The sequence below is a fragment of the Rheinheimera mesophila genome (assembly GCF_000986865.1).
Lineage (GTDB): Bacteria > Pseudomonadota > Gammaproteobacteria > Enterobacterales > Alteromonadaceae > Pararheinheimera > Pararheinheimera mesophila.
The window spans coordinates 16,167-30,735 of the sequence record NZ_LAVS01000030.1 but is presented as its reverse complement, the minus strand read 5'-3'; the positions used below and the strand labels follow the sequence as shown (position 1 = coordinate 30,735).

The 14,569-nt window shown below is 47.9% G+C and carries 17 protein-coding genes and 5 tRNA genes; 2 read left to right on the top strand and 20 right to left on the bottom strand.

What is annotated here, in order from left to right:
* Window positions 1-45 precede the first annotated feature (45 nt).
* The 15 genes from rplL to murB all read right to left on the bottom strand — a co-directional run bounded on the left by rplL (window position 46) and on the right by murB (window position 8,381).
* Complete coding sequence (gene rplL, locus SD53_RS11090; protein WP_046520303.1) at window positions 46-411, bottom strand: 50S ribosomal protein L7/L12; 366 nt, start codon at window positions 409-411, stop codon at window positions 46-48.
* Between the two features lie 75 nt (window positions 412-486).
* The gene (gene rplJ / locus SD53_RS11085; protein ID WP_046520302.1) at window positions 487-972 is read right to left on the bottom strand and encodes a 50S ribosomal protein L10; all 486 of its coding nucleotides are present in this window, start codon (window positions 970-972) and stop codon (window positions 487-489) included.
* A 310-nt stretch (window positions 973-1,282) separates the two neighbouring features.
* The gene (gene rplA / locus SD53_RS11080; RefSeq protein WP_046520301.1) at window positions 1,283-1,984 is read right to left on the bottom strand and encodes a 50S ribosomal protein L1; all 702 of its coding nucleotides are present in this window, start codon (window positions 1,982-1,984) and stop codon (window positions 1,283-1,285) included.
* A 3-nt stretch (window positions 1,985-1,987) separates the two neighbouring features.
* Entirely contained in the window at window positions 1,988-2,416 is a 429-nt protein-coding gene (rplK, locus tag SD53_RS11075; RefSeq protein WP_046520300.1) for a 50S ribosomal protein L11, read from the bottom strand.
* A 123-nt stretch (window positions 2,417-2,539) separates the two neighbouring features.
* Entirely contained in the window at window positions 2,540-3,067 is a 528-nt protein-coding gene (gene nusG / locus SD53_RS11070) for a transcription termination/antitermination protein NusG (RefSeq protein WP_106693149.1), read from the bottom strand.
* A 15-nt stretch (window positions 3,068-3,082) separates the two neighbouring features.
* Window positions 3,083-3,457 carry a preprotein translocase subunit SecE gene (gene secE / locus SD53_RS11065; RefSeq protein WP_046520298.1) on the bottom strand — a complete coding sequence of 125 codons (375 nt, stop codon included), beginning with the start codon at window positions 3,455-3,457 and terminating at the stop codon, window positions 3,083-3,085.
* A gap of 82 nt (window positions 3,458-3,539) precedes the next feature.
* Window positions 3,540-3,616, bottom strand: a tRNA-Trp gene (locus SD53_RS11060).
* 358 nt (window positions 3,617-3,974) lie between these two features.
* Window positions 3,975-5,159: an elongation factor Tu gene (gene tuf, locus SD53_RS11055; RefSeq protein ID WP_046520297.1), complete on the bottom strand. Its 1,185-nt coding sequence runs from the start codon at window positions 5,157-5,159 to the stop codon at window positions 3,975-3,977.
* 76 nt (window positions 5,160-5,235) lie between these two features.
* Window positions 5,236-5,311 (bottom strand) — tRNA-Thr (locus SD53_RS11050).
* Between the two features lie 13 nt (window positions 5,312-5,324).
* Window positions 5,325-5,399, bottom strand: a tRNA-Gly gene (locus SD53_RS11045).
* Window positions 5,400-5,427: 28 nt separating this feature from the next.
* Window positions 5,428-5,512 (bottom strand) — tRNA-Tyr (locus SD53_RS11040).
* Between the two features lie 5 nt (window positions 5,513-5,517).
* Window positions 5,518-5,593: transfer RNA gene (locus SD53_RS11035), tRNA-Thr, on the bottom strand.
* Window positions 5,594-5,699: 106 nt separating this feature from the next.
* Window positions 5,700-6,395 carry a type III pantothenate kinase gene (locus SD53_RS11030; protein ID WP_046520296.1) on the bottom strand — a complete coding sequence of 232 codons (696 nt, stop codon included), beginning with the start codon at window positions 6,393-6,395 and terminating at the stop codon, window positions 5,700-5,702.
* Complete coding sequence (birA, locus tag SD53_RS11025) at window positions 6,395-7,399, bottom strand: bifunctional biotin--[acetyl-CoA-carboxylase] ligase/biotin operon repressor BirA (protein WP_106693148.1); 1,005 nt, start codon at window positions 7,397-7,399, stop codon at window positions 6,395-6,397. The genes SD53_RS11030 and birA overlap by 1 nt, the downstream gene beginning before the upstream one ends.
* Complete coding sequence (gene murB / locus SD53_RS11020; RefSeq protein WP_046520295.1) at window positions 7,389-8,381, bottom strand: UDP-N-acetylmuramate dehydrogenase; 993 nt, start codon at window positions 8,379-8,381, stop codon at window positions 7,389-7,391. Before murB ends, birA begins: the two co-directional genes overlap by 11 nt.
* 148 nt (window positions 8,382-8,529) lie before the next feature.
* On the opposite strand from murB, the gene SD53_RS11015 reads away from it, so the two are divergent.
* Window positions 8,530-8,949 (top strand): acyl-CoA thioesterase, encoded by a 420-nt coding sequence (locus SD53_RS11015; protein WP_046520294.1) that lies wholly within the window; start codon window positions 8,530-8,532, stop codon window positions 8,947-8,949.
* A 47-nt stretch (window positions 8,950-8,996) separates the two neighbouring features.
* Here the strand turns inward: SD53_RS11015 and SD53_RS11010 are convergent, their stop codons facing one another.
* A complete protein-coding gene (locus tag SD53_RS11010; protein WP_046520293.1) occupies window positions 8,997-10,379 on the bottom strand; it encodes a pre-peptidase C-terminal domain-containing protein in 1,383 nt (460 codons plus the stop codon).
* A gap of 396 nt (window positions 10,380-10,775) precedes the next feature.
* On the opposite strand from SD53_RS11010, the gene SD53_RS11005 reads away from it, so the two are divergent.
* The gene (locus SD53_RS11005; RefSeq protein ID WP_046520292.1) at window positions 10,776-11,114 is read left to right on the top strand and encodes a tRNA-binding protein; all 339 of its coding nucleotides are present in this window, start codon (window positions 10,776-10,778) and stop codon (window positions 11,112-11,114) included.
* On the opposite strand, the gene SD53_RS11000 is transcribed toward SD53_RS11005, so the two are convergent.
* From SD53_RS11000 to SD53_RS10985, 4 genes are read right to left on the bottom strand one after another with little or no spacing between them, the layout of a single operon-like run.
* Window positions 11,106-11,612, bottom strand: a complete 507-nt coding sequence (locus tag SD53_RS11000) for a DNA-deoxyinosine glycosylase (RefSeq protein ID WP_046520291.1) — start codon at window positions 11,610-11,612, stop codon at window positions 11,106-11,108. The two genes, SD53_RS11005 and SD53_RS11000, sit on opposite strands and share 9 nt — an antisense overlap.
* A gap of 1 nt (window position 11,613) precedes the next feature.
* On the bottom strand, window positions 11,614-12,699 hold the full coding sequence (locus SD53_RS10995) for a heme biosynthesis HemY N-terminal domain-containing protein (protein WP_046520290.1): 1,086 nt from the start codon (window positions 12,697-12,699) through the stop codon (window positions 11,614-11,616).
* Window positions 12,696-13,802 (bottom strand): uroporphyrinogen-III C-methyltransferase, encoded by a 1,107-nt coding sequence (locus SD53_RS10990; protein ID WP_046520289.1) that lies wholly within the window; start codon window positions 13,800-13,802, stop codon window positions 12,696-12,698. The genes SD53_RS10995 and SD53_RS10990 overlap by 4 nt, the downstream gene beginning before the upstream one ends.
* Complete coding sequence (locus tag SD53_RS10985) at window positions 13,795-14,565, bottom strand: uroporphyrinogen-III synthase (RefSeq protein ID WP_046520288.1); 771 nt, start codon at window positions 14,563-14,565, stop codon at window positions 13,795-13,797. Before SD53_RS10985 ends, SD53_RS10990 begins: the two co-directional genes overlap by 8 nt.
* Between the last annotated feature and the right edge of the window lie 4 nt (window positions 14,566-14,569).

Genomic DNA, 14,569 nt, shown 5'->3' with positions numbered 1-14,569 from the left:
ACCAGCCTAGCCTGAAATCAGGCGTATAATCCAGACAAATCTGGATTATTTAACTTCAACAGTAGCACCAGCTTCTTCTAACTCTTTCTTCAGAGCGTCAGCTTCAGCTTTAGAAACTGCTTCTTTAATTGGAGCTGGAGCAGCTTCAACTAAATCTTTAGCTTCTTTCAGGCCTAAACCTGTAGCACCACGTACTGCTTTGATAACAGCAACTTTGTTCGCACCAGCAGCAGCCAGAATTACGTTGAATTCTGTTTGTTCTTCAACAACAGCAGCTGGACCAGCAGCAACAGCAACAGCTGCAGCAGCAGAAACGCCGAATTTTTCTTCCATAGCGCTAACTAATTCTACAACTTCCATTACAGACATTGCAGCGATAGCATCTAAGATTTGATCTTTAGTAACTGACATTGCTCAGATTCCTAAATTAAGGGGACGTATCCCGTATTAAACTTTAATTCTAAACAAAACGTAAAATGACGTTGTTTAGCCTTGTTTTTGGTCGCGAACTGCGGCGATGGTACGTACCAATTTGCCGGCTGCTGCTTCTTTCATAGTGCTCATTAAACGTGCGATAGCTTCGTTGCGCGTTGGCAATGATGCTAAAACGTCAATGCTTACTGTGGCGCCATTGAAGGCTGCGCCTTTCAGCTCAAACTTAGCATTGTCTTTGGCGAAATCTTTGAAGATACGCGCTGCAGCACCTGGGTGCTCTTTAGAGAATGCAATCAGTGTTGGGCCAACGAACGCGTTGCTTAAACACTCGAATTCAGTGCCTGATACTGCACGGCGTACTAACGTGTTACGGACAACTTTCATCCACACGCCAGCTTCACGGGCCTGCTTACGCAGTTCTGTGATTTTACCTACAGTGACACCACGAGCGTCTGCAACTACCGCAGATAAAGCACCTATGGCAGCTTCCTGAACTTCAGCAACGATCGCTTTTTTGTCATCAAGCTTAATAGCCATTGGCTCTTAACTCCTGGTTCATCCAGACGGTATTGTCTGGTTGCCTACACAACGTTAGAAAGTAAAACTTACTGTCTAACGCGCGATTTACGGTGAGAGCCAGATTGATAGGAATCTTTCTGGGGCTAACACCGTCTGCGTAGGTTGTTGTTTTAAGCCACTTCTTTTTTAAAAAAAGTTGCGGCACCTACGGTCTTGGACGGAAGCCGGAAGTCTTGCGAACAAGATTCCGGCTTCTACCCGAATTTTTGAGCGCGAGATTATAAAATAACCATGCACTCCTGTAAAGCAGCTATTTCAGCGGGCTGAATTAGATCTTGGCGTCTAAAGAAGCTTGATCCAACACGATACCAGCGCCGTGCGTAGTAGAGATAGTTACTTTCTTGATGTAAGTACCTTTAGCTACTGATGGCTTAGCACGTTTCAGAGCAACTAACAGAGCCTCAACGTTTTCTTTCAGCTTGTCAGCGTCGAAGTTTACCTTACCTACTGTAGAATGGATGATACCATTCTTGTCGTTACGGTAACGGACCTGACCAGCTTTAGCGTTTTTCACTGCTTCAGCAACGTTTGGAGTTACTGTGCCGGTTTTCGGGTTAGGCATTAAACCACGTGGGCCTAAGATCTGACCTAACATACCAACAACACGCATTGCGTCTGGAGAAGCGATAACAACGTCAAAGTTCATTTCGCCTTTCTTAACTTGCTCAGCTAAGTCTTCCATACCCACGATGTCAGCGCCTGCAGCTTTCGCAGCTTCAGCGTTCGCACCCTGAGTGAACACAGCAACACGTACAGTGCGGCCAGTACCGTGTGGTAACACAGTAGCGCCACGAACGTTTTGATCTGATTTACGAGCGTCGATGCCCAGGTTGATTGCAACATCAACAGACTCAACAAACTTACCAGCTGTTAATTCTTTTAATAACGCAACTGCGTCATTGATCGCGTATTCACGAGTAGAATCTACTTTTGAACGGATTAATTTAGCGCGTTTTGATAATTTAGCCATTGATTAACCCTCTACCACTAAGCCCATAGAACGAGCAGTACCAGCGATAGTGCTGATGGCCGCTTCGTCGCTACCTGCAGTCAAATCAGCACGTTTGATCTTCACGATCTCTTCCAGCTGAGCCTGAGTCACTTTACCCACTTTCTGAGTATTTGGACGGCCTGAACCACCTTTTAAACCAGCAGCTTTCAATAATAAGAAAGAAGCAGGTGGAGTGCGGGTTTCAAATGTAAATGAGCGGTCGCTGTATACAGTGATCACAACTGGAATAGGCATGCCTTTTTCCAGTGATTCTGTACGGGCGTTGAAACCTTTACAGAATTCCATGATGTTCACACCGTGTTGACCCAATGCTGGACCAACTGGTGGCGACGGGTTTGCCATACCAGCTTTAACTTGTAATTTTACAAGTGCCGTGACTTTCTTTGCCATGTTTCACCTCAATTTAGGGTATTCGCCTCGTAAGTGCGAGGACACTTACTCAAACGGCTCCCCTGACGTTAAAAAAGGCCGCGATTATATTTTAATCAGCGGCCCGTTACAAACTATTTCTGCTTAAGCTTTTTCGACCTGGCCAAATTCCAGTTCAACAGGAGTAGAACGCCCGAAAATCAGCACTGATACTTTCACGCGGCTTTTCTCGTAATCCACTTCTTCAACCACACCGTTAAAGTCAGCAAATGGACCTTCAGTCACACGTACTACTTCACCCGCTTCGAACAGGGTCTTCGGTTTCGGCTTGTCGGCATTGTCCTGCAGACGGTTCAGGATCGTCATGGCTTCTTTTTCAGAGATAGGAGCAGGACGATCTGAAGTACCACCGATAAAACCTAAGACACGAGGCACACTTTTCACTAAGTGCCAGGCCTCTTCACACATTTCCATCTGAACTAACACATAGCCAGGGAAAAATTTGCGTTCAGACTTACGTTTTTGGCCAGCGCGCATTTCCACAACTTCTTCAGTCGGAACCAGTACTTCACCAAACTTGTCTTCCATATTCTGGATCTTGATATGCTCACGCAATGAAGTCGCTACGCGCTGTTCAAAACCCGAAAAAGCCTGAACTACATACCAACGCATTTTTCCTGACATAACTTAGATCCCCAGACCTGTGATAAATGATACAAGGCTTAATAAAATTGAATCTAAGCCCCAAAGTAACAACGCAACAATCACAGTTGCGACCATTACAATAATAGTGGTTTGCATGGTTTCCTGACGGGTTGGCCATACAACTTTGCGAACTTCAGTTCTGGCTTCTTTGGCAAACTCAATAAATGCAGAGCCTTTGCTGGTCTTCGCAGCAATAAAAGCTGCCAGACCGACTAAAACCACTATGCTTGCAGCTTTTTCAACTGCAGAAAACTCATATATATAGTTGGCTGCGACCATCAGGGTCAGCAGAACTAAAACGCTCAGCCATTTGACTAAATCTAAGCCGCTTTTTGGGGTTTCACTCGTTGCATTCATGCTTTAACTCACTTTCCCATGGCTTGTTGTTACAAGCTACTACTTCGACTAACGTGTAAAACACCTTAGCGCCTAATATAAGTGGCAGGGGCGGAGGGATTCGAACCCCCAACCATCGGTTTTGGAGACCGCTGTTCTACCAATTGGAACTACGCCCCTACAAAAAAATTGTGCTGACCAACAACGCAGTCCCACAAAAATAGCCGCTCATTATACTGCCTTAGACGACTAAAACAAGACAAGGATCCGACTTGGAACTATTTAATCAGGGTTAGCTGCGTTGAACTCAAGCCTGTAGTTGTTAATTTTCCGGCTTAAGTCAGCAAAGCGACATCATTAAATACTACCTATATAGCCAAAGTCATTGGAGTTGCAGGGCGGCGGCAAGTGATTGAGACCCCGGGAGCATAGTTTCCTATGTGACTGGGGCGAAACCACGCAGCCAACAAAGCTGCAGCTTCAAGTACGAAGGCTATATAAAAAAGGCCCCGAAGGGCCTTTTTCAACGTGCTGACAATTAAGCCAGTACTTTAGATACTACACCTGCACCTACTGTGCGGCCACCTTCACGGATTGCGAAGCGTAAACCTTCGTCCATCGCGATTGGGTTGATCAGCTCAACCACAAACTTCAGGTTGTCGCCTGGCATTACCATCTCTACGCCTTCTGGCAGTTCTACTGAACCAGTTACGTCTGTGGTACGGAAGTAGAACTGTGGACGGTAACCTTTGAAGAATGGAGTATGACGACCACCTTCTTCTTTTGATAATACGTACACTTCACCTTCGAACTTGGTGTGTGGCTTGATTGAACCTGGCTTCGCTAATACCTGACCACGTTCTACGTCTTCACGCTTAGTACCACGTAACAGTGCACCAATGTTCTCACCTGCACGACCTTCGTCTAACAGTTTGCGGAACATTTCAACGCCAGTACAAGTCGTCGTCACTGTGTCTTTCAGACCTACGATTTCTACGGCTTCACCTACTTTGATGATACCTTGCTCTACACGGCCTGTTACTACTGTACCGCGACCAGCAATTGAGAATACGTCTTCGATTGGCATGATGAATGGCTTATCAATCGCACGTACTGGCTCTGGAATGTAAGAATCTAAAGCTGCTGCTAATTCCAGGATTTTTGGTTCCCACGTCGCATCGCCTTCCAAACCTTTTAACGCTGAACCACGGATAACCGGCAGATCATCACCTGGGAAGTCGTAGTCTGACAGAAGTTCACGTACTTCCATCTCTACCAGCTCTAACAGCTCTTCATCATCTACCATGTCACATTTGTTCATGAATACAACGATGAAAGGTACACCTACCTGACGAGATAACAGGATGTGCTCACGTGTTTGTGGCATTGGGCCGTCTGTTGCAGCTACAACCAGGATTGCGCCGTCCATCTGAGCAGCACCAGTGATCATGTTCTTCACATAGTCAGCGTGGCCTGGGCAGTCTACGTGGGCGTAGTGACGGGTTGGAGTATCGTATTCAACGTGAGACGTGTTGATCGTGATACCACGTGCCTTCTCTTCCGGCGCTTTGTCGATTTGATCGAAAGCGAACGCCTGACCACCGTAGTGCTTAGCCAGTACGTTAGTGATAGCAGCAGTTAAAGTAGTTTTACCGTGGTCTACGTGACCGATGGTGCCCACGTTAACGTGCGGTTTATTACGTTCGAATTTAGCCTTAGCCATAAATAGACCCTTTTTAGCAAACGGTGGTTGTATGAAATAAGTTTTTTAGATTGTACAGCAAGAGAGGCTTTCAAGATGGTGCTGATACCCAGAATCGAACTGGGGACCTCATCCTTACCAAGGATGCGCTCTACCGCCTGAGCTATATCAGCAACTTGATCTGTTTGGAGCGGGCAGCGGGAATCGAACCCGCATCATCAGCTTGGAAGGCTGAGGTAATAGCCATTATACGATGCCCGCGGCCTACTCGTAGCTATTGCACTGAAGATGGTGGAGGGGGAAGGATTCGAACCTTCGAAGGCAGTGCCGGCAGATTTACAGTCTGATCCCTTTGGCCACTCGGGAACCCCTCCACTAATGGTGCCGCTTATCCGAGTCGAACGGATGACCTACTGATTACAAGTCAGTTGCTCTACCAACTGAGCTAAAGCGGCTACGTCAGTGGGTGCGAATTCTAGTGGAATGCCCCACCCCACGCAACAGGAAATAAAAAAAAACTTATAAATTACGGCCTGAATGCTCAATAAGTACACAAAACGGTCAATTCGGCGGAATATAACGGGCTAATCCCTGAAAGATCAATTGAGGTTCAACACGAACGGGCAGATCGGTCAGGTATTTTTGTAACAGCAGTGCGTCACCCCCGGTTAACACAATAAGCTGCACTGGCTGAAGCGCAAAAGCCTGGCGAATAGCTCCCACCAAGGCAGCAATGGCTCCCTGATACAAAGCTGTGGCAGTATCTGTCGCAGGCGATAACTGCGCTGTCTCCAGTTCTTTGGAAAATACTTTAGCAGTTTTGCTCAATACAGCTTCCTGTTGCAGTTTTTGCCCGGCCATAATCCAGCCGCCCTGATGTTGTCCGGCGCTGCTGAGCCAATCAATAGTTAAAGCTGTACCAGCGTCTGCTATTAACAGATCGGTATTGGGATATGACTCCGCTGCTGCCACTAATGCCAGCCAGCGATCGACACCCAATAAATGCGGCTGCTGATAACTGTTACTGACACCAAAAGCCTGAGCTTCACTTTGTATCTGAGTAAAAGGAATAGCAGAGGGGACCTGCTGTCGGATAGCCAATACCCTGCTATCTGCGGCCACACTGGCGCAGTACACTGCTTTTATTTGCGACCACTGTGCTGTGCTGATATTTTCCAGTTGTATTTCGGTAAGCTGGCCGGCATCAAATAAACGCGCTTTGCTGCGGCTGTTGCCTATATCCAGTAGTAATTCCATCACAGTGCCTTTCTTAAGCTAAGTTCACCACCATAAAAGCTTTGCTTCTGACCATTGATCTCCAGCACCAGCCCACCTTGCGCATCCACACCGGCACAAAGACCCGTCATAGTTTGACTACCACTGGATAAAGTGACTTGCTCACCGGCAAATTGATCCAGCAGATTAAACTCCTGCACATAACCGGCAAAACCCTGCTGGCTAAACTGTTGTAATTCCAGCACCAGTTGATGCTGCAACAAAGCCACCAGTAGATTTCGGTCTATCGGCTGACCCAAAGCCGAAGTCAGATCAGCCCAGGGCTGGTCCACAGCTTTGTCGGTTTGATCCGGCATACGAATATTCAGACCTAACCCTATCACCACATCACACTGAGCATGAGTTTGCCCTGCCAGTTCAACTAAAATGCCACCGAGTTTTTTATGCTCCAGATACAAATCATTGGGCCACTTCAGCCGGACCGGTAACTGCCATTGTTGTTGCAACACTTTAGCAACGGCGAGCCCAACCACTAAACTTAAGCCCATAGCGGCCTGAATGCCCTGTTCCAGTTGCCAGTACATTGAAAAATATAAATTGCAGCCAAAAGGCGAAAACCATTGTTTGCCACGCCGGCCACGGCCCGCGGTCTGAGCTTCAGCCACCAGCACGGCACCTTTTTCCAGTACCACACCTTCTTTTAGCTTATGCATCAACTGACTATTGGTGGAGTCCGTAACTGACTGCACCCACACCGGCGCCTGCTGCAGTTGCACTGCTTTAATGAAGGCAGCGTCAAGCAATTGCACGGGCTGAGCCAAACGATAACCTTTGCCTTTAATTTTGTATAAGTCCAGGCCGTACTGTTGCAACTGTTCCAGATGTTTAGCCACAGCGGTGCGGCTTATCCCCAACTGCTCACCCAACCACTGGCCGGAGCACAAAGCGCCATTGGCCAGGTAATGCACCAGTTGACGCTGCACAACCAGACTATGAGGTAAAGTTTTGCGTGCTTCAATGGCCAAGTAATCGCACCTCGGGTTCCAGCTCAACTGCAAACTCTGTTGCAACTTTTTGCTGTATTAAGCTGATCATCTGCAGCAACTCTGCGGCTGTGCCCCGACCAAAATTCACCAGCACCAGTGCTTGTTTGTCATAACAGCCGACATCGCCAATGCGCTGCCCTTTTAATCCCACTTGTTCTATCAGCCAGCCAGCAGCAAGTTTTACCCTGCCATCCGCTTGTGAATAAAATGGCATAGCCGGATAACGCAACTGAATGGCTTCAAACACAGAGTGACTGACCACAGGGTTTTTAAAAAAGCTGCCGCAGTTAGGTAACACAGCAGGGTCTGGCAGTTTAGACTGGCGCACAGCAATCACAGCTTGTGCCACTTCAGCGACAGAGCTGTGTTCAGTTAAATGCTCTAATCCTTTGTAGCCTAATTTCGGCTGCCCTTGTTTTTTCAGTGTCAGCCCCACAGCCACTATCACACCCTGACCGGCAAGAGCCGTTTTGAAAATACTGTCGCGGTAGCCAAAACCACAGTCGCTTTTACTTAAACGCTGTACTGCACGGCTTTGCCAGTGGAAAAAATCGACGTAGTCGCAACAATCCGCCAACTCGGCACCATAAGCACCTATGTTTTGCACCGGAGCTGCACCTACAGAACCTGGGATCAGAGACAAATTTTCCAGCCCCCACCAGCCCTGAGCCACTGTCCAACTGACCAGTTGGTGCCAGTTATCCCCTGCTTCTATATGCAGCTGTACCTGATACTCGTCTTCTGCCAACAGAGTCCGGCTTTTCGCTAAATAACGCAAAATCGTCTGTGTTTGATCAGTCAGAAAAATACTGTTACTGCCCTCGCCCAACAACAAAGGAGTGGTTGTGGGCTGATAAGCTGTTAATTCAGCTAAAGACTCCAGCTCAACTAATTCTGCAAGCTGTGTATCCAGGGCAAAAGTGGAATAGGGTTTTGCAGAGAGCTGCTGTAACAGACGCATAAAAGTACCAGAGAACCAAAGTAGGGTTATTCTACTGGTTCCGGCGCAGCAGGCCAAAAAAATCTCTGCCCTGACCAACAAAAACCTCGTTAACCCTGCTTAAAAACTATGGCATCATAAGGCGAAACAGGTCCAACCAGAGAGTTTTATGTTACATCACACCTATATCAAAGTCCGGGGTTATCACCTGGACGGTTATCAGCACGTCAATAACGCCCGCTATTTAGAATTTCTGGAAGAAGCCCGCTGGGGTTATCTGGAACAACATGGTGATATCGAACATTTCGAACAGTTGGGTTTGGCCTGGGTGATCGTTAATATCAATATTAACTACAGAGCTCAGGCGACTACGGGCCAGCAATTGCGTATTGATACTGAATTCAGCGCTATTAATACCAAAAGCTCTGTCATTCATCAGAAAATCTGGCTGGATGGTACAGACACCTTAGTGGCTGATGCCAATATCACTTTTGTCTGTTTAGATAAAAAAACCGGTCGTGCTGTGGTGATTGAAGGGGATTTAAAAAATCGTCTGGAGCCGCGGTTGGCTCATCCAACCGGCATATAAGCAGAAATAAAGCCAGTCCCTTGGCTTTTAGGAGTCAAACCAGTCCGTTAATACGGGCTGGTTGGTGTGTAGAAGCTTGCTTTACTGCCATCCAGACTGATCCGGGTTGGCACTACAGAGGTGGTGTTGTTGATTAAGTTGTATTGATCGCCACTGACCAGTTTATACCGCAACAGGTTGTTCACTTTCACTGGCAAACCACAACTGGTTTGAGCGTATTGCGTCTGAGCATCCGATTTCAGGATATAGACTTCATTAGTCCCATCTACTATGCCCTGACCTGCACTGTTGATAAACAACGAGGTAGCTTCTGATATGGCCACGACACGGCTGGCAGCGCCCACTTTGGCCTGGAACACCATGGAACGTCCCATCCGGTCACGCTGACGGAAGTGAGTATCGTTGATCACCCCTTGCAACGCAGGGAAATTCAGAAAACCTGTGCTGATGTTAATAGTTTCATGGCAGAAATCTGTCACAGCTTCAGCACTGATAGCTCCAGCTACTCCATCCGGATCGTAAATATGCTGACTCAACACATGATCGCCTGCTGAAGTGCCACCTACCACACCACCTTTGTCATACACATGCTGGATAGCTGACTGCACTTTAGTTCCCTGCCAGGCATTCAGATAAGCCGACTGATCCCCACCAGCCAGCCAGACAAACTCAGCCGAGCGAATCGCCCAGTCGACATAATCCGAATTGGCCTTGGTGACAGTGTCAACAATGATGGTTTCAACCGAAGCGGCGTTGGTTAAACCCTGCAGATAGGTGTTATAGGCATTGGTACCCGCAGTGCGCAGCACCACTACATTACCACCCTGAATATGCGGACCAACGCGCAGACTAAAAGCATTGTCCACGTCGGTACCGCCCCCCATCAGCAACAAGGCAGGATTGGTTAAAGTGACACAAGTGTCAGTGCCAGCTCCCGTCATATAACTGGTCAAATTACTGGGTTTAGATGGTCTTGCGCCATAGTTACAACCTGAGGTTGGCGGTGGATTTTCGCCACCACCGGCGCTGCCAACAAAATTGGCGGTCAGCTGGTAAGTTCCTGTGCCACTGTACCGGGTGACTTTGATGTAATGACGCCCAGCCGGAGAGGCGGTATAAGTACCGGTTTCCGGGTTAGCACTGCTTTGCCCTGACAGAATATAACTGCCGGAGCTGCGATACAGATACCAGTCAAAGTCTTTGCCTGAGCCATGACTTAAACTGACACTAATATCCCCTGTTGCTGTGGTATCAAAATAATACCAGTCCACATCCGAACTGCTGCCTATGCTGGCGGCTACAGCTGTGCCACTGCATAAGGCACCATCAGCTGTGCCTTCGGTATTATTGCTTTCACTTTCTTGTTGCAAACAGGCGAAGCTGTGGCTGCAAAATAGCAGCGCCAACACGCCTAAGAGAGGTGCTTTCATTTTTATTTTCCTGCTTCTTTTTATGGTTTAGAAAAGGCCAATAGGCCATGGTTTTACAGGCAGCCACAAAGCTACCTATAAAATTCGGTCAGATTAGGTGCGGATATTTATTCGTCGAACCACTCAGATAAGTGGTAATCAGTGGAGCACGCGTGCAGACTTGCCGGAGCTGCTGTCCGGGCAAATGTTACTGAGCAAGCGTGGATTGAAGTCATAAAGTGTCAAAACTAAATAAGCGATGTCATTCAATATTTATGCTTTTGCATGATCTGTCAAGGCGAAAGAATGAACACCCATGGGTCCTTTGATAAAACTGCGCATTGACCGCAAACCTCATGACAACCAAAGCAGGCCTATGTAAAGCTAAGTAGATCTCAAACAACAAGAGTCACAAATATGGAATTAATTAGCTGGGAAGACTTTAGTGCAGTTGAACTCAGAGTCGGTACTGTCATTGAAGTGACGGATTTCCCGGAGGCACGCAAAGCTGCTTATAAACTTAAAGTCGATTTTGGCGCTGATCTGGGGGTGAAACAATCCAGTGCCCAAATCACTACTGTGTATAGCAAAGAGCAGTTGCTGGGAAAGCAAGTGATTGGGGTGGTGAATTTCCCAACCAAGCAAATAGGTCCTTTTCGCTCTGAATGCCTGATCACAGGCTTTTACCGTCCTGATGGCGCTGTGGTATTGGCAGTACCTGAACAAGAAGTGCCCAATGGCACTAAATTAGCCTAAAGCCTTAGCCCATAACTCAAGCTTCTGCTCTTTGCTTTGGCTGGCATGGGCCGGGCTGCTGGAGGGCAGCTGAACATACTTTATGTCTGTGCGGTGTTTCAGCAGAGGCAATAGATGCCGTTTAAACTCTTCAGCTGCTTTGGCACCGTTAAAACAGATCTTCCGGATCTGTGGCTCTGCTTCCAGCAATTGCGGTATCGCATTACAAATCACACTGCTTTTTTTAATGGCACTGTCCAGACTACCGGGCCGCTCGCAATGTGCTATCACATCCCACAAGGCTATGCCTTGAGCTGTCAGCCACTGACAACGCTGCTGATACCCAAGCTCAACCGGAATGCCAAACAGCTGCTGCATAAAAGGCCAGAATAAATTACGGGGATGGGCGTAATACCGTTGTTCCAGCAAAGAAGCGGCGCCCGGCATACTGCCAAGCAACAACAGACGAGGCCTGGTTCCAATAATTGGAGCCAGGCCTGTTAATAACTCCGAACTCATATCAGGACGTTTTTAAACCCGGCTGATATTGCAAGGCTTTTTGCCAGGCCATCTCAGCCTGGATAGGCTCACCGTCTTGCTCAGCACAATAGGCAAGCATGGCATAGAGCACGGCATCTTCCTGATGATCCCTTAACCAATGCTGTAGTTGCTTACGTAGCAATACCACATGACGTTTTAACGGAATTTGCTTCAACACAGGCCATGCCAAAGGCAAATCACTGTAGGCTAAGTGATCTACCAACAGCTTTTCAGCCTGTTCAGCCTGACCTGATTTCACCTTGGCCCAAACCCGACCTAATACGGCAGCCATCGACTTACGTTCTTTCGACGGCAACGCCAACCAATACTCATTACTTTCGTCGAATAAGCCCTGAGCCGCCAGATTACGGATAGCCTGCGGATAGATCTGATAACGTAGTGCTTGCCACTGCGCTTTGCTAAACCACTTTTGCTCTATGGCTTTGAGTACGGTATGGAAAACTTCAATATTGTGTCCTGCGGCTAACAGCGCCTGAAAATACAAAGGCGCTAATAAGGGGGCATCTGTTGGAGTCTGCATAGCCGGCTGCACTAACTCCAGTGCAGCTTTGGCCTGATTCTGACGCAATAATAAATCCGCTTTGACATAACAACTCTGTGCTTTTGTAGCATCCAGTTGTTCAGCCAGTTGCATAGCTTTAGTGGCATGCCCGGCCTGCAAAGCAGCGTAGCAGGCCATACTCTGGCGCAGCATAGTAAATTCTGGCATAGCATCAGAGCGGTCAAAATACTGTTCAGCATCCTGAAAACGCCCTGCAGCCAAGGCCAAAGCCGCTTGTTCAAACGCTAAACGGGCTTTGCGTTGCTGACGACCACGAAACGGATTGAGAGTCCAGTTTCGAAACCCCAAGAACGGCCGTAAAATTCGTAACATCAGCCATAACAAGCCCAGGCTTAACAACAGAAGAATAACAAAGCCCACCAGCGTCATTTCAATGGTCCATGGCCCCAGCACCAGCATCAGATAACCCGGATTCTGTGTCAGCCATGGTCCAAGCCACATGGCCGCAGCCAGCAGTAAAACCACCGTCAACAAACGGATCATGGCTGAATCTCCACCACAGTTTGACGCATCAGTTGATCAAGCACAGCGCTGGATTGCAAAGCGGCTGGCGCAGGGAAAGCCACAGGCAAAGCAGCCAATTGAACTAATTGCTCTGATGCAGCTTTGACCTTTGGATCCACAGCCGCAAAATACCGCTGTAAGGTATCCATCGCCTGCTGTAACGCCGCCTGATATAACTCATTCTGATATTTCATTGCCGCCAGTTCAGCCAGTAATAACTGTTGCTGTAAGCTGTTGCGCAAACTCAGTTGCTCGCCAGCGGATAACACCGACAAGTCTTCTGGTTGAGTTGGGCGCACATGCACTAACGAACGCCAGAATGAATGCCAGTGCTGCAGTAAAGTAGACTGCCAATCCGAGCTAGTGGCAACGACAGGTGCAGCATCCCCCAGTTCACGTTCGCTTTGACGCAGCGGTAATTCATGCACCGCCTGACGCAGACTAGTTAAACTCAGTTGAATTTTGGCTAAGTCAGGTAAAGCATTTTTCTCTAACTCTGCTACATCAGCCTGAATCGCCTGACGTAACGGCTGCATGCTACTGTCCTGCAATAAAGCCAATTGCTGTTCTGCGCCTTGCAACAAACGCAGGGCCGCAGCCATATCCTGTTCTAACCAGATTTTTTGTCCGGCCAGTTGCAACAACTGTTGAATTTGCCAGAGCTGCCAAGTGCGACCATGACTTAACTGCTTTTTACTGTCCAGTTGCAGCTGGAGCAAAGCCTGCTGCTGTTGCTGACTCAAAGCGTTTTGTTGTTTTTGCTGATCCAACACCAAGGCCAGTTGCTGCTGCACTTGATCGGTCAGTTGCTGATGTTGCTGTTTACCTTGTTCGTTTTGTTGTTCTTGCTGTTGTTGCAAAACCTGCTGCTGTTGCTGCAATTCAGACCATTGTGGCCATAACCACCAAGCCGCTGCCGCTATGCCAGCCAGCAAAACCAGGTTCAGCAATAAAGACAACCAGGCAATAGCACGGCCTGTTTTGGCTGATGGCAAAGGAGTGTTTTTGTTTGATTCTTTGTTAACCTGTTCTTTGGGAAGGGGAGATTCAGAGGCAGTAACAGCCACCGGCGTATCAGTCATGACAAGTTCCTCTTAACTGGCAAATCGCCTCCAGTAACGCCTGATCATTGGCACTGGCTGACAAATAAATACGGGATGCGTCGATCCCAAGTTCTATCGCGGCCTCTTTCATCCGCGGGCTGACCATAATCCAGAGCTGCTGTTGTAACCAGCTATGTTGCTCTTTGGGCAGTAACTCAAAAATAAGCTGTAAAATTTCGTTGCTGGTCACCACAATACATTGAATATGTTGCTGATGCCACTGGTCTGACAAGCTTTGACCATCTAAAGGTAAAGGCACCCGGCGATAACTTTGCACATAATGAATATGAGCTCCACGCTGCTGTAAGCCTTTTTTAATCAGCTCACGGCCTGCATTGCCCCGTACTATCACTATATGCTTATCGACTACATCCTGTAGTTGAGGCAACGCCAACAGTCCTTCACTACGCTGATCCGCAGGCACCAGTACTTCACGACCACTGCATTTTTCCAACACTGTGGCTGTGGTTGTACCAACAGCTATTAATGGTGCAGTAATGTTTTTGCAATCGTATTGTTGCTGCAGACAACTGACCGCGCTGACACTGACAAAAATCACCTGGTCGGCCTGCGCCAGTAAAGCGCCGGCCTTGGCTTTTAACGGCACTAACTGGGTCGTGATCAAAGGCTGATACAAATACGGGATCGCCAGCTCATCCAAACTGGCCAGCAACTGATCTGCTTTGCCCGCTGGTCTGGTGATCAGCACAGGGCTTCGTGGATCCAGCAGTGGAGCTATCATGCTG

Bases quoted from the DNA above. Each gene is read 5' to 3' on its own strand.
- rplA (WP_046520301.1), bottom strand. From the start codon at position 1,984: ATGGCTAAATTATCAAAACGCGCTAAATTAATCCGTTCAAAAGTAGAT.
- SD53_RS11015 (WP_046520294.1), top strand. From the start codon at position 8,530: ATGTTACATCACACCTATATCAAAGTCCGGGGTTATCACCTGGACGGT.
- SD53_RS11030 (WP_046520296.1), bottom strand. From the start codon at position 6,395: ATGGAATTACTACTGGATATAGGCAACAGCCGCAGCAAAGCGCGTTTA.
- rplL (WP_046520303.1), bottom strand. From the start codon at position 411: ATGTCAGTTACTAAAGATCAAATCTTAGATGCTATCGCTGCAATGTCT.
- tuf (WP_046520297.1), bottom strand. From the start codon at position 5,159: ATGGCTAAGGCTAAATTCGAACGTAATAAACCGCACGTTAACGTGGGC.
- SD53_RS11010 (WP_046520293.1), bottom strand. From the start codon at position 10,379: ATGAAAGCACCTCTCTTAGGCGTGTTGGCGCTGCTATTTTGCAGCCAC.
- SD53_RS10995 (WP_046520290.1), bottom strand. From the start codon at position 12,699: ATGATCCGTTTGTTGACGGTGGTTTTACTGCTGGCTGCGGCCATGTGG.
- secE (WP_046520298.1), bottom strand. From the start codon at position 3,457: ATGAATGCAACGAGTGAAACCCCAAAAAGCGGCTTAGATTTAGTCAAA.
- nusG (WP_106693149.1), bottom strand. From the start codon at position 3,067: ATGCGTTGGTATGTAGTTCAGGCTTTTTCGGGTTTTGAACAGCGCGTA.
- SD53_RS11000 (WP_046520291.1), bottom strand. From the start codon at position 11,612: ATGAGTTCGGAGTTATTAACAGGCCTGGCTCCAATTATTGGAACCAGG.
- SD53_RS10990 (WP_046520289.1), bottom strand. From the start codon at position 13,802: ATGACTGATACGCCGGTGGCTGTTACTGCCTCTGAATCTCCCCTTCCC.
- SD53_RS11005 (WP_046520292.1), top strand. From the start codon at position 10,776: ATGGAATTAATTAGCTGGGAAGACTTTAGTGCAGTTGAACTCAGAGTC.
- murB (WP_046520295.1), bottom strand. From the start codon at position 8,381: ATGCGTCTGTTACAGCAGCTCTCTGCAAAACCCTATTCCACTTTTGCC.
- SD53_RS10985 (WP_046520288.1), bottom strand. From the start codon at position 14,565: ATGATAGCTCCACTGCTGGATCCACGAAGCCCTGTGCTGATCACCAGA.
- rplK (WP_046520300.1), bottom strand. From the start codon at position 2,416: ATGGCAAAGAAAGTCACGGCACTTGTAAAATTACAAGTTAAAGCTGGT.
- rplJ (WP_046520302.1), bottom strand. From the start codon at position 972: ATGGCTATTAAGCTTGATGACAAAAAAGCGATCGTTGCTGAAGTTCAG.